This window comes from Aquaspirillum serpens DSM 68 (assembly GCF_000420525.1).
Lineage (GTDB): Bacteria > Pseudomonadota > Gammaproteobacteria > Burkholderiales > Aquaspirillaceae > Aquaspirillum > Aquaspirillum serpens.
In genome coordinates this window covers 16,205-29,885 of the sequence record NZ_ATVC01000033.1, presented here as the reverse complement: position 1 = coordinate 29,885, position 13,681 = coordinate 16,205, and the positions used below count along the sequence as shown (strand labels likewise).

General features: G+C 49.5%; 16 protein-coding genes and 2 rRNA genes. 7 read left to right on the top strand and 11 right to left on the bottom strand.

What is annotated here, in order from left to right; genetic code table 11:
* Both G465_RS0107875 and rrf read left to right on the top strand, forming a co-directional pair.
* Positions 1-120 (top strand): 23S ribosomal RNA (locus G465_RS0107875); the annotation flags it as partial.
* 59 nt (positions 121-179) lie between these two features.
* Positions 180-292 (top strand): 5S ribosomal RNA (rrf, locus tag G465_RS0107870).
* Between the two features lie 99 nt (positions 293-391).
* Here rrf and G465_RS0107865 read toward each other — a convergent pair.
* Both G465_RS0107865 and G465_RS0107860 read right to left on the bottom strand, forming a co-directional pair.
* Entirely contained in the window at positions 392-742 is a 351-nt protein-coding gene (locus G465_RS0107865) for a carboxymuconolactone decarboxylase family protein (RefSeq protein WP_022653943.1), read from the bottom strand.
* Between the two features lie 30 nt (positions 743-772).
* A complete protein-coding gene (locus tag G465_RS0107860) occupies positions 773-1,156 on the bottom strand; it encodes a rhodanese-like domain-containing protein (RefSeq protein WP_022653942.1) in 384 nt (127 codons plus the stop codon).
* Between the two features lie 157 nt (positions 1,157-1,313).
* On the opposite strand from G465_RS0107860, the gene G465_RS0107855 reads away from it, so the two are divergent.
* From G465_RS0107855 to G465_RS0107830, 5 genes are all read left to right on the top strand, one after another.
* On the top strand, positions 1,314-2,675 hold the full coding sequence (locus G465_RS0107855) for an NAD(P)/FAD-dependent oxidoreductase (RefSeq protein WP_022653941.1): 1,362 nt from the start codon (positions 1,314-1,316) through the stop codon (positions 2,673-2,675).
* A gap of 24 nt (positions 2,676-2,699) precedes the next feature.
* Positions 2,700-3,029: a DUF5368 family protein gene (locus G465_RS0107850; protein ID WP_022653940.1), complete on the top strand. Its 330-nt coding sequence runs from the start codon at positions 2,700-2,702 to the stop codon at positions 3,027-3,029.
* A gap of 637 nt (positions 3,030-3,666) precedes the next feature.
* The gene (locus tag G465_RS0107845) at positions 3,667-3,990 is read left to right on the top strand and encodes a (2Fe-2S) ferredoxin domain-containing protein (protein ID WP_022653938.1); all 324 of its coding nucleotides are present in this window, start codon (positions 3,667-3,669) and stop codon (positions 3,988-3,990) included.
* Positions 3,983-4,606 (top strand): alpha/beta hydrolase, encoded by a 624-nt coding sequence (locus G465_RS0107840; protein ID WP_022653937.1) that lies wholly within the window; start codon positions 3,983-3,985, stop codon positions 4,604-4,606. Before G465_RS0107845 ends, G465_RS0107840 begins: the two co-directional genes overlap by 8 nt.
* A gap of 179 nt (positions 4,607-4,785) precedes the next feature.
* Positions 4,786-6,039 carry a GGDEF domain-containing response regulator gene (locus G465_RS0107830; protein WP_022653935.1) on the top strand — a complete coding sequence of 418 codons (1,254 nt, stop codon included), beginning with the start codon at positions 4,786-4,788 and terminating at the stop codon, positions 6,037-6,039.
* An 11-nt stretch (positions 6,040-6,050) separates the two neighbouring features.
* On the opposite strand, the gene G465_RS0107825 is transcribed toward G465_RS0107830, so the two are convergent.
* From G465_RS0107825 to pyrF, 9 genes are all read right to left on the bottom strand, one after another.
* On the bottom strand, positions 6,051-6,629 hold the full coding sequence (locus G465_RS0107825) for a TetR/AcrR family transcriptional regulator (protein WP_022653934.1): 579 nt from the start codon (positions 6,627-6,629) through the stop codon (positions 6,051-6,053).
* Positions 6,630-6,664: 35 nt separating this feature from the next.
* Positions 6,665-7,681, bottom strand: a complete 1,017-nt coding sequence (waaF, locus tag G465_RS0107820) for a lipopolysaccharide heptosyltransferase II (protein WP_022653933.1) — start codon at positions 7,679-7,681, stop codon at positions 6,665-6,667.
* A 72-nt stretch (positions 7,682-7,753) separates the two neighbouring features.
* A complete protein-coding gene (locus G465_RS0107815; RefSeq protein WP_022653932.1) occupies positions 7,754-7,960 on the bottom strand; it encodes a zinc-finger domain-containing protein in 207 nt (68 codons plus the stop codon).
* A gap of 10 nt (positions 7,961-7,970) precedes the next feature.
* Positions 7,971-8,894, bottom strand: a complete 924-nt coding sequence (locus G465_RS0107810; protein ID WP_022653931.1) for a branched-chain amino acid transaminase — start codon at positions 8,892-8,894, stop codon at positions 7,971-7,973.
* Between the two features lie 88 nt (positions 8,895-8,982).
* On the bottom strand, positions 8,983-9,627 hold the full coding sequence (locus tag G465_RS0107805) for an MBL fold metallo-hydrolase (protein WP_022653930.1): 645 nt from the start codon (positions 9,625-9,627) through the stop codon (positions 8,983-8,985).
* Between the two features lie 9 nt (positions 9,628-9,636).
* Positions 9,637-10,626, bottom strand: a complete 990-nt coding sequence (rfaD, locus tag G465_RS0107800; RefSeq protein WP_022653929.1) for an ADP-glyceromanno-heptose 6-epimerase — start codon at positions 10,624-10,626, stop codon at positions 9,637-9,639.
* A 10-nt stretch (positions 10,627-10,636) separates the two neighbouring features.
* Entirely contained in the window at positions 10,637-11,596 is a 960-nt protein-coding gene (gene rfaE1 / locus G465_RS13990; protein ID WP_022653927.1) for a D-glycero-beta-D-manno-heptose-7-phosphate kinase, read from the bottom strand.
* A gap of 9 nt (positions 11,597-11,605) precedes the next feature.
* The gene (locus G465_RS0107790; protein ID WP_022653926.1) at positions 11,606-12,955 is read right to left on the bottom strand and encodes a UDP-glucose dehydrogenase family protein; all 1,350 of its coding nucleotides are present in this window, start codon (positions 12,953-12,955) and stop codon (positions 11,606-11,608) included.
* Positions 12,952-13,680, bottom strand: coding sequence for an orotidine-5'-phosphate decarboxylase (gene pyrF, locus G465_RS0107785; protein WP_022653925.1), 729 nt, complete (start codon positions 13,678-13,680; stop codon positions 12,952-12,954). The genes G465_RS0107790 and pyrF overlap by 4 nt, the downstream gene beginning before the upstream one ends.
* Position 13,681 lies beyond the last annotated feature (1 nt).

Sequence of the window (13,681 nt, the reverse complement as noted above, 5' to 3'; positions counted from 1 at the left end):
TTCCCCGAGGCTTTAAGCCTTCTAAAGAGTCGTTGAAGACCACAACGTTGATAGGTCGGGTGTGGAAGCGCAGTAATGCGTTAAGCTAACCGATACTAATTGCTCGTGTGGCTTGATCCTATAAGTAGCGACACTTACACAATCTAACCCAATTCTTTACTTCTTCTCACCCCTTTTTGCTTGGCGGCCATAGCGAGTTGGTACCACCCCTTCCCTTCCCGAACAGGACCGTGAAACGACTCAGCGCCGATGATAGTGCAGATCCCTGTGTGAAAGTAGGTCTCCGCCAAGCCCCCCATTACAAAAGCCCCTGATACTCAACGTGTCAGGGGCTTTTGCTTTTACCCCAAAGAAAAAATAATTAAGCCCCGATATTCGGGGCTTTTTGTTGCTATGCAGCAGTAAACTGCTCAAACGCCTTCAGCGCATGAGAAGCGTACATCAGCGATGGGCCGCCACCCATATAAACTGCAGTTGCTAACACTTCTTCGATTTCTTGCCGTGTTGCACCCAAATCAATCAATGCTTTGACGTGAAAGCCAATACAGTCATCACAACGCGCCGCAATCGCGATTCCCAACGCAACAAATTCTTTGGTCTTTTTATCTAAAACACCATCGGCTCCTGCCGCCTTTGCCATTTGATAGAAAGCACCGATGGTTTCAGGTTGATTTTTGGTAAATGTGCGTAAAACGCCAGAGACATCACGACATAATTCTGGATAAGACTGAGGTAACGACATGGTTTTTCCTAACGTTGCTGAAATAAATGCTTAATCAAACTTCGGTAATGCTGGTTTCTCAATCGGTAGACCGGCTGCCTGCCAAGCATCAAATCCACCGGCCATAGAGCGCACCTGTGTAAATCCTAAGCTTTGTAAAGCGCAGGTTGCCAGTGCCGCTCGGCCACTGGTTTTGCAATATAACAACACTGCTTGTTCTGGATTTTGCCAATCCGCTTCACCGCTCACCTTAAATTCCAACATCCCTCGCGGAATATTCACTGCGCCTGGTAAATGGCCTGCGGCATATTCATCTGGTTCTCGAACATCAATAATACGTGTTGAACTGTGTAATAACGGTTGCACTGCAAGCGGTGCGACTTCACAGATTTGCTGTTTAGCAATCTCGACTAAGTCATGAGCTGTTTTCAGCACAATGCGCTCCTTTGAGGGGTGGTAACAGTGTCTCTAAAGTTGCTGTGCAACATCGATTATTAGAGACAATCTTTATATCTGTAAATATAATGTATTTTAGTATAAAAAACAAAAAAGACTGCGATACCTTCCACCAGTTACGACAAAGGAGACACACATGGCTTCTGATGAATCACGCTTATCGCACCCCGACCCTAGCCGACGTCAATTTCTTAAATTAGGTTCTACCTTACTGCCGTTCTCGGCGGTAGCCTCAAGTGCTTTGTTATCAACAGCTCAGGCTGAAGCCCCCGCTAAAAATCAACAAAAGACTCGGGCGAAGATTGTCATTATTGGCAGTGGTCTAGGTGGGTTAGCGGCGGCAAATCGCTTACATCGTGAACTTGATGGTGCCAAGATTACGATTATCGACCGTAAACAAGAGCACAATTATCAACCCGGTTATACGCTAGTAGCGACTGGGGTATGGCCAAAAGACAAAGTACGCGATCGCAATCGTGATTTTATTCCCTCCGGTGTGGAATGGGTTCAAGAAATGGCAATCGAATTTGAGCCAGAACAAAATCGCGTTCGTACCGAGTCGGGAAAAACGATCGAATATGACTATATGATAGTTGCCCTTGGTTTGCAGTTGAACTATGGCGCTATTGAGGGAATGGATGTCAAAGCGATTGGTGATAACGGGTTGGGGAGCGTGTATTACAGTCCTGATGCGGCAGAAGCTACATGGAAAGCGATGGATCAGTTTCGACAAAAGGGTGGTCAGGCCATTATGACATTGCCTAATACCTTTTTGAAGTGTGCTGGAGCACCCTTGAAAATGACCTTTATGCTAGATAGTCGGTTGCGTGAAGCTGGGAGTCGTCAAGCGTCAAAGATCGACTTTTATTCCGCGCTGAAAAATATTTTTAGTGTAAAAGTGATTAACGATGAAGTATTAAAACGTTGGCGAGGTCTCGATATTCCAGTCAATTTTGAACATCAATTAACTGCTATTGATATTGCGGCCCGTAAAGCGAGCTTTTCATTACCTAATGGTCAAATTGAACAACGCGAATATGATTTTATTCATGTTGTACCTCCGATGAGTGCGCCAGATGTAATTCGGCAAAGCGTTCTCGCCAGCACAGAAGGTGTAATGGCAAAAGGGGGATGGTTGGAGGTGGATAAAAAAACACTGCAACATAAGCGTTTCCCAAACATCTTTGGTTTGGGCGACATCAATGGCACGCCACGCGGCAAAACTGCGGCTACGATTAAAAAGAGTGCGCCGATTGTGGTACAAAATTTGTTAGATGTCATGGCAGGTAAATCGCCTTCTCTTGAATTTGACGGTTATACCTCCTGCCCCTTGTTGCTGAGAGAGGGAGCTGCTTTGTTAATTGAGTTCGATGGTGATGGCAATTTAACACCTTCTTTACCAATGATCGAACCATTACAAGACAGTTGGATGGCTTGGTTAATGAAATATCGCTTATTAAAACCAGCTTATTTATCGGTATTAAAAGGCCGTGTTTAATTAAATCAAACAAGGGGAAATATCATGTATGAAATTTGGCTGACGTTGAATATTGTGTATGAACTGATGTGGATGTATTTGCCTGCTGTAGTGGTATTGTTGTTGGTATTGGCACTGGTATATGGTCGAGCTCTACAACGAAAAAAATGTCAATGGCGGGCTGCTATTCGACCCACGCTGATGGTTGCTGTGGTGGTAGCCATATTGAGCTTGTGGCTAGTGCCTGTATCAACCCATTCTACTTTGGCTGATATAGCGTATTGGGTCGATTGGGCTAATTTAATGGCGATTTGTGCTGGTGTGGCGTTGGTGGCTGCAGCAATTGTATGGCCGGTGTTTAGTCTGCGGCGTTGAGCATTAGTATTTTGACATCATCCCTATCCTCTCGCCAGTCTTGACCCGTAGCGCGACAAGCCCTGCCGTCCATGTCAAATATCGTTGTTGCCACTCATAGACCAAAATATACTATTCCCATGCAGCACGTCTAAGCCTTTAAGCTTGAACTGATGCCAGCCGGAGCAGCAAATGTGCCGCTTCGCTGGCTTGTGTTGGTTCGTTTTTAACAAGGTGCTGGCAACGCTACCAGCAAGGCGATGTGTGCAATGCGGCTATGAAAACCACGCCGATGTTGTTGGTGCAATCAATGTTTTAATACGCGGCCAAGCTATCTTAGCTGCCGCATAAACAATAAAAGGGCAGGACTTGCCCAGTTCGCCTGTGAAGTGAGTGGTGCAGCAAGACCGCCAGCAGCAGGAACCCACCGAAGCGACTTTGGTTTGTGTCTAGACCAAAGCGCTGTAGGAATCCCCGCTCTTTAGGGCGGGGAGGATGTCAAGGAAATATTGATTTTCTCTTGCTTAAGAACCTCAAAAACAAAACCCCAAAACGGCTTTGCCGTTTCTGTCTGATATCCTTGCCATAAATAGCGAGGTTTTAAAGTGCGTGGGGCAATCCCAGGAATTCGATTTTTTTATAAAGAAAGGTAACCGTGATGAGTTACTACAACCATCATGTTTTTTTCTGTGTCAATCAACGTGCCGAGGGTGAACGGCAATGCTGTCACAATCATGGCGGCAGTGCGATGCTCGACTATGCCAAACAAAAAGTAAAAGCACTGGGTTTACTGGATAGCGGACGAGTTCGGGTACAAAAAGCGGGCTGTTTTGATCGGTGTGAACAAGGACCCTTGTTAGTGGTGTATCCCGAAGCCGTCTGGTATACCTTTGTTGACGAAGAAGATATTGATGAAATTTTGACTGAACATCTGCAACATGATCGTATCGTTGAACGCTTGCGAGTGGCGGACCATGCTTAAGATGCCGGAAAAAATCACCATCGCTGGCCCAGTGGGTGGGTTAGACACGATCGTTGTGATGGCTAAAGGACCGACACGCGGCATTGCGGTAGTGGCGCATCCCAACCCACTGCAAGGGGGTACACACACCAATAAGGTGGTGCAAACCTGTGCGAAAAGCCTGTCACAGCTTGGCTATACCGTTTATTGTCCGAATTTACGCGGCGTGGGCGCCAGCGAGGGCGAACACGACTATGGCCGAGGTGAAGTAGAAGATGTGTTAGCAGTCATCGACTTTGCCCAGCAACAGCATGGGACCGCTTTGCCGTTGGTGTTGGCGGGGTTTTCCTTTGGTGGTTTTGTCATGAGTCATGTCCGCCAACGGGTTGCAGCTCAACGGTTGATTTTGCTTGGCCCTGCTGTGAGCCGTTATGAAACACAAGTCGCCGAAGTCCCACCAGATACGCTGGTGATTCATGGAGAAGAAGATGAGGTGATCCCGTTAGCTGATGTATTGGCATGGGCACGGCCACAACAGCTACCGGTGGTGGTCTTTCCCGGTGCAGGCCACTTTTTTCATGGCAAACTCATCCCACTCGGCCAGCTATTAAACCGGCTGTTAGCACCAACGAACTAATTTGTCTCTTCACTCACCGCTGGTTCGACTTGGCAGCGGTGAGCACACCATCCCCAATAAATATAAAATTTACTTGCAATAAATCAAAACAAAAATAAAATAACAAAAACACAGCAAAAGATAAATAGATCATTTTTGCGATAAGCTCTCTCGATCTCCCCGCAAAGGTTCACTCACTCATGTACGTCGCCGCAGATCCCTTTGAGACGATTCGGCCCAAAGTGCTGATAGTTGAAGACAGTTTGATGATGCTCAAACGTCTGACTAAATTACTCTATTCCGCAGGATTTGCCCCGACGGTGGCAATGAACCTACAAGAAGTGGAACAGATTTTAGCGACCGACGGCGATTTCTTTGCTGCTGTGGCTGATTATTGCCTACCGGATGCCATCGAAGGGGAAATCCTACCCTTATTGATTGACGCCAATATTCCGACGCTCGCCCTGACCGCACACAGCGACATTTCTATCCGCGATAAAATCCTCGCCCTCTCGGTGGTGGACTATGTCCCGAAAGACAGCCCTGCGGCACTGGAATATGTAGTACGGATGCTGAACCGACTGCAAAAAAATCCCAATATCGGCGTGTTAATTGTTGATGATGCTGCGTTGATGCGGAATTACCTACGGCATTTACTCGAACGGCAGCATTATCAAGTGTTCGAAGCAAATAGCGCCCAAGCAGGGTTGAACGTGTTGCTTCAAGAGCGCAGTATTCGTTTAGTGCTCACCGATCAAGATATGCCGGGGATGGATGGGATGCGCTTTGCCAGCGAAATTCGGCGACGGTATGGCAATAATCGCTTGTCGATTATTGGTATTTCTGGGCTGACTAATCCGGTCATCAGCGCCCGTTTTATCAAAGCAGGTGCAGACGATTTTATGCACAAACCGTTCAGTCCCGAAGAGTTCTTTTGTCGTATCACGCGCAACATTGAATTTATCGAGAATGTACAAGCACTCGAACATGCAGCCAATCGAGACCCGCTCACCAATTTATCAAATCGGCGTCATTTTTTAGATCAGATGGCGCGTGTCAAAGGCGAATATTGTGTTGCCATCAGTGACATTGATTTTTTCAAACAAGTTAATGACACCTATGGCCACGATATAGGCGATATTGCCATTCAATTTGTCGGGCAGTTATTGCAAGAACATTTTCCCGATGGTTTAACCGCCCGCTTTGGTGGGGAAGAATTTGTGACGGCGATTGCCAATGGCAACATCAGTGATTTTGTCAGCCGTTTAAACGATGTGCGACAACAGCTTATGCATCGACCTGTCACCACTCCACAAGGAGAACTCCGGCTTAATATCAGCATTGGTGTTTCTGCAGTCACAAAACACAGTCTTACCGCAACACTCAAACAAGCCGATGAAGCCCTCTATCTCGCGAAACAACAAGGACGCAACCAAGTACAACTCGCCGGCTAAGGTTGCCGCCCTTATTTGGTAACCAACACCAGCTCTAACATACGTTCTGCTAATTCATCCACTGATAATTCCCCTTCACGGCGGAACCATTGCACCGACCAATGCAAACTGCCTAACAACGTGCGGCGTAATAAGCGGGTATCGGGCTTGACCAAGCCCACTGCTGCCGCCTCGTCTAAAGCCTGTTGCCACAGCGCTTCGTAGCGATCACGCAAAATAATCAGCCCCGGACGCTGTTCTTCTGACACACTGCGCCACTCGTATAACATGACCTCTAGTGCAGCTTGGTTTTCGCCCAATAAAGAGTGCAGATGCACCCGAATCAAGGTGGCCACTTTATCGCGAGGATGTTGCACCTCGGCCAACGCAGCAGCCAATTGTTCAGTCGTATTGCTAATCCCCAACGCCATCACCGCGACGAGAATTTCCTCTTTGGTTCGAAAATGGTAGAACAAGCTACCCGACTGCAACCCTACCGCATTACCAATATCGCGTACCGTGGTTCGTTCATAGCCACGATCACGAAATAAACGTGCAGCCGCACGCACTAGCTCCATACGACGAGAATTTTCTTCGGTGGAAACAAGCATTCCTCATCCTGTCCTTTAATATACTGCCGGTGCCTTTAGGCAAGCAGCCAGTGTTCTACCTGTTGGTACACTTGGGCTGGCTGAAGTTGTTGCAAACAGTCAGTATGTTTTAACGGACACACCCGCTCAAAACAGGGACTGCAAGATAAATTTAATGACATAATACTCGCCCGCTCGGTTAACGGCGGGGTAAATCCTGGGCTAGACGAACCATACAACGCCACCAAGGCAACACCAAGCGCGGCGGCAATATGCATCAAGCCCGAGTCATTACAAACCGCAACCTTGGCACAGGCCAATAAATCAATCGCTTCCTCTAGCGAGGTTTTACCACATAGATCCACCACCGCAGCTGATGCGGCAAGTTGTTGAATCGCCGCGCCAAACTCGGCATCTTTCGGCGAACCAAAAATCCACACCTGATGCCCTGCCGCCACCGCCTGTTGTGCCACCGCAGCAAAATGGGCCACCGGCCACCGTTTTGCAGGGCCATATTCCGCCCCCGGGCACAATGCCACCACGGTTTTTTCTAATCCCAAACCATAACGTGCTAAGACCGCTGTCGAAACTGGCCGTGCTTGTAGGATAGGGAACGGCAATGGTTTATCCACTGTTGTTTTGGGTGGTTCTGCCAAAGCCAAAAAACGCTCTAACATACTTGGCAAGGCAGTTTTATCCAGCTTGCGCGCATCGTTTAATAAACCATAGCGCATTTCTCCGACCCAACCCGTACGGCGAGGGATACCAGCAAACCAAGGAATCAGCGCCGATTTCAGGGAGTTGGGCAACACAATGGCTTGTTGATAGCCTTCTTGCGCCAGCTCGCGCCCTAAACGATAGCGGTCACGCAAACGCAGTTGACCATGAGCAAAGGGGTTTTCAATCACACGCCGAATTTCTGGCATTCGACCATGCAAAGCCGCCGTCCATGCCGGTGCCAAAACATCAATCACTGCTTCGGGAGAGCGTTGTTGCAAGCGACGATAAAGCGGCTGCGCCATGACCGCATCCCCAACCCAAGCAGGGGTGAGCACTAAGATTTTTTTGATCATTGTAATAAGCAAAAAAGGTGCGGACACGCCGCACCTTACCGACAGGGGTCGGAATGATAAAAAGCAATCGGCTTAGTGATGTTTCTTCACTGGGCCAACCAGCTTGTAGCGAGTGCCACAGTATGGGCATTGCACTTCACCATTCTCACTACGATCAATCGCCAAGAACACCCGAGGGTGTTGATTCCACTTCACCATATCGGGCATTGGGCAATGTAGGGGCAAGTCATCGCCTTTGACTTCAATGTATTTGGCGCGGTTTTCTTTCAAAGCACTCATACCATCATCCTTACGCGATATAGGTCAGCCAATCAGCATGGCTTTCATCTTGACCTTTAACACAAGCGAAATAGCGTTTTTGCAGTTCTGTGGTGATAGGACCACGCACGCCTTCACCAATTGGGCGACGGTCTAGTTCGCGAATTGGTGTCACTTCAGCAGCCGTGCCCGTGAAGAACGCTTCATCTGCGCTATACACTTCGTCACGGGTGATACGTTTTTCGATCAACTCCAACCCCATCTCAGCCGCCAATTGCACAATCGTATCGCGGGTGATGCCTTCTAAGGCGCTGGTCAGGTCTGGGGTATAGAGTTTGCCTTTACGCACGATAAAGATATTTTCGCCCGAGCCTTCAGCAACAAAACCATCCACATCCAACAACAAGGCTTCATCATAGCCATCGGCAGTGGCTTCGTTGTTTGCCAAAATCGAGTTCATGTAGTTGCCATTGGCTTTGGCTTTACACATTGTGATGTTGACATGGTGACGGGTAAAGGAACTGGTTTTGACACGAATCCCTTTTTCCAAACCCTCTTCACCCAAGTACGCGCCCCACGGCCATGCAGCCACAATCACGCGCACATCGTTTTTCATCGGTGCCACACCCAATTTGCCAGAACCGTAGAAAGCCATTGGACGGAAATAGCAGGATTTGAGCTGATTTGCCTTCACCACATCTAGGTGAGCTTGGTTGATTTCTTCTTTCGAGAAAGGCAAATCCATACCCAAGATTTTGGCAGAACGGAATAAACGATCGGTATGGTCTTGCAAGCGGAACACGGCTGGGCCGCGCGCGGTTTCATATGCGCGCACCCCTTCGAACACGCCCATGCCGTAATGTAGGGTGTGGGTCAGTACATGGGTGTTTGCTTCGCGCCAATCCACCAATTTGCCGTCGTACCAAATGAAACCATCGCGGTCAGCCATTGACATCTTAGATTACTCCGTCCGAGTCGTTGTATAGAATAAAGCGTTTAATTTTGACATCGTTCCCAGCTTAAAAGCTAGCGATTCCTACAGTTTACCCAAAGCGACGATCGGCAACAAAGGGGTTGCTGCGGCGTTCTTCACCAAAGGTTGAGTCTGGGCCATGCCCTGGGATGAAACTAACATCATCTCCCAACGGGAAAAGTTTGTCGCGAATCGAGGCCACCAAGGTATCGTGATCTCCACCGGGAAAATCACTGCGTCCAACCGAACCGGCAAACAACACATCTCCCACCCATGCCTGTTTCGCCTCACGGTCAAACAACACCACATGACCGGGCGTATGTCCCGGGCAATGAATCACTTCGAATTGACGTTCACCACAGGCAATCACCTCACCTTCTTGTAACCATTGGTTAGGTTGTAAGGCAGGGGTGAAGGGAAAACCAAACATCTGCGATTGTCGCGGCAAGCCATCTAACCAATATTGGTCGGCAGGATGTGGCCCCCACACGGGGATATTTAATTCTGCCGCTAACGCCGCGCTACCGCCGACATGGTCAAGATGACCGTGGGTGAGAATAATTTTCTCCACGGTTACACCGGTTTGTGCAATGGCGGCCATAATAATAGCGACATCACCACCCGGATCGATCACCACCGCTTTTTTGGTGGCATCACACCACACCAAAGAACAGTTTTGGTCGAAGGGGGTGACGGGAATAACACGATTGCCCATTATTTACGCTCACAAAGTTTGTTGGGCATAGCGTTCTACGCCCTCTGCTACGGTGAGGAATGGCTCTTGATAGCCCGCTTTACGCAATAAAGAAATATCAGCGCAGGTATAGCTTTGGTATTTCCCTTTGAGTGCCTCGGGGAAATCAATATATTCAACAATCCCTTGCGCCACCATTTCGGCCAACGACAACGCAACTTCACCTTGTTGCGCACGGCAAGCATTGACCGCCGCCACCGCCACCGCATTAAACGGCTCGGCGCGTCCGGTGCCGAGATTAAAAATACCGGATTTTTCTGGATTGTCGAGGAAGAACAGATTGACCTTCACCACATCTTCTACCGAGACAAAATCCCGACTCTGCATCCCTTCGGCGTAACCCTCATAGGCACCGAATAGTTTGACCTTGCCAGTGTCACGGTATTGATTGAAATGGTGGAAAGCAACCGATGCCATCCGCCCTTTATGCTGTTCGTTGCGACCATAGACATTGAAATAGCGGAAACCGGCGACTTGTGCCGATAGCCCTTGGCTAATCCGGCGGCGCACATGCTGATCGAACAGATATTTCGAATAGCCATAGACATTTAACGGCGATTCAAACTCACGCGACTCAACAAACACTTGCCCACCGCCGTACACCGCCGCACTGGAGGCATATAAGAAAGGAATGGCGTCTTGCTGACAATATTCGAGCAAGCTAATGGAGTATTGATAGTTGTTTTCCATCATATACTTACCATTGTGCTCCATGGTATCGGAACACGCGCCTTGGTGCAGAATGGCCATGATTTCACCATCCCACGTTCCATCTAACAGCATCTCAATAAAATCGGTTTTATCGATGTAATGACTAATTTCACAATCCACTAAATTGCGAAACTTCATTCCATCGGTCAGATCATCAACGGCAATAATGCGATTTTCACCGCGCTCATTCAGTGCACGAACCAAATTTGAGCCAATAAAACCAGCGGCTCCAGTCACAACGATATACATAATTTTTCCTTTATAGGTGCTGGTGTAGCGCGTGTTGTAGTTCAGCGGCACTGACCGTTGCCGTCCCTAATTTTCCAACCACAATGCCAGCAGCCACATTCGCCAAGCCCATCGCCTCGGGTAACGCTACCCCTGCCGCCAACATCAAACCCAAACTGGCAATCACCGTATCACCTGCCCCCGAAACGTCGAACACCTCACGCGCTTGGGTCGGGACATGCACCGCCTCGCCTGCTTCACGGAACAAGCTCATGCCTTCTTCGCTGCGGGTAATCAATAACGCCTGTAATGCCAATTGTTGCCGCAGGTGTTGAGCACGTTCGCTCAGTTGTGCCTCACCCTGCCATGCGCCAGCCACCTGTTTAAATTCGCTTTTATTCGGTGTGAGCAGTGTTGCGCCGGCATATTTTTGCCAATCGTCGCCTTTCGGGTCGATCAACACCGGCTTACCCGCTTGTTGCGCCATCGCAATCATTTTCGCAACATGGGTTAAACCACCCTTACCGTAGTCGGACAAAATCACCACATCATGCTGTGGTAACTGCTGGGCAAAATCATCCAGTTTATCGGCTAGCACTTCGTGGCTAGGTTCGGCTTCAAAATCGAGCCGAATGAGCTGTTGTTGCCGCGCCACCACGCGCAATTTCACGGTGGTGTCTAAATCTGGATCGCGCCGAAACGACACCTGCACCCCATCGTCGCGCAGCAGTTTTTCTAACGTAAACGCGGCTTCATCATCTCCCACTACCGATAACAAAGTCGCTTGTCCACCTAGGCAAACAATATTGCGCGCCACGTTTGCCGCACCGCCGGCCCGTTCTTCACCGCGTTGAATACGCGCCACCGGCACTGGAGCCTCTGGTGAAATTCGGCTTACTTCGCCAAACCAATAGCGGTCCAACATCACATCACCCACCACTAACACACGCGCTGCTTGCAAGCGCGCCAGCTCAGGCATTTGCACCCGCATACCGACTCCTCACTGTCCGATGGCTGGATGCCGCACTGCGGCACGGCCAATCGGAAAATACGTCAAACCTGCTTCTACCATCGCAGCAGCAGGATAAAGATTGCGGCCATCAAAAATCGTTTTATCTGTTAATTGACGTGCCAATAAGCCAAAGTCGGGACTACGAAATTCTTTCCACTCCGTCACAATCACCAATGCATCCGCCGCCTGTAGGGCAGCTTCCATCCCCGAGGCCCAGTGCAGTTGAGGAGAAACAGGCAACCGTTTACGCGCTTCGTCCATCGCAACAGGGTCATATACCGTGACCTGTGCGCCAGCGGCTAATAACCCAGCGATTAAGGTTAAGCTTGGTGCTTCGCGCATATCATCGGTATTCGGCTTAAAGGCCAAGCCCCACACAGCAAAGTGTTTAGCGCGTAAATCTGCGCCATAGTGCGCGGTGATTTTCTGCAATAACACCTGTTTTTGTGCTTCATTCGCCGCTTCAACAGCCTGCAACACCCGTAAAGGCATCTGATTTTCTGCTGCTGTGCGCAATAAGGCCTGCACATCTTTCGGAAAACAGGATCCACCATAGCCACAGCCGGCATACAAAAAGTGGTAACCGATTCGAGGATCCGAGCCAATCCCTTGCCGCACCTGTTCGATGTCCGCCCCGAGTGTTTCCGCCAACAAGGCTAACTCATTCATAAACGAAATGCGCGTGGCTAACATCGCATTGGCTGCATATTTCGTCAGCTCAGCCGAACGAATATCCATCACCAATAAACGATCATGATTGCGTTGGAAAGGGGCATATAAACGGCGCATTTTTTCTGCTGCTCGCGCATCTTCCACCCCAACCACAATGCGGTCTGGCTTCATAAAATCTTCGATTGCGGCCCCTTCTTTCAAAAACTCGGGATTCGATACCACGGCAAACGGTAACGCACACTCACGCAATGCCAATTCTTCTGCAATCGCCGCTTTGACCTTATCCGCAGTGCCAACAGGGACAGTCGATTTATCCACCACAATTCGTTCTGCTGGCATATAACGGCCAATCGCACGCGCAGCAGCAAGAACATATTGCAAATCAGCCGAACCATCTTCATCGGGAGGTGTACCAACCGCAATAAATTGAATATCACCATGTGCCACAGCAGCAGGAATATCCGTGGTAAACGATAGCCGGCCGGCTGCCGCATTGCGTTTCACCATCGCCTCAAGACCGGGCTCGTAAATCGGGATACCGCCGCCTTGCAATAAGGCGATTTTTGCCGGATCAACATCCAAACACAGCACATGGTTACCCACTTCGGCCAAACATGCACCGGTTACCAAGCCGACATAGCCGGTACCAACAACCGTGATTTTCATGCCGATAGCCCAAGCTCTTGATGAATCGCTTGTAACGCTTGCACCGGATCTGCCGCTTGGGTAATGGGGCGACCAATGACCAGATAGCTTGAACCAGCCGCCATCGCCGCAGCAGGGGTCATAATACGATGCTGATCGTTGCTGGCACTGCCTTGTGGCCGAATCCCCGGGGTCACCAAGGTAAACGCAGGCCCAAGCGTCTGACGTAATAAACCGGCTTCTTGCGCCGAACATACGACACCATCCATACCACTGCTTTGTGCCAAGGTAGCCAACCGCATCACTTGTGTTGCCGCATCTGGCAAGCCCAACTCAGTCAAATCAGTTGGTGTCATGCTGGTCAATACAGTCACCGCGATTAACAACGGCGGTTGACTGATATTGGCGAGGGCTTCAAGCGCAGTTTCCATCATCTGCCGACCACCACTGGCATGTAAATCCACCATCCATACCCCTAACGATGCCGCCACACGGCACGCGCTGGCGACGGTGTTTGGAATATCGTGGTATTTCAAATCAAGAAAGACATCAAAACCACGGGCAACTAGCGCCTCGACTAATGCAGGCCCAGCCGCGGTGAAAAGTTCTTTACCCACTTTTAAGCGGCAACTCGCCGGCGGTAAACGTGACACGAAGGCAAGGGTTTCTTGTGCATCGGGAAAGTCGAGGGCAACAATCACCGGGGAGGCCGTCACAGCGGCAGCAGCAGGAGCAAGGGGATTCATT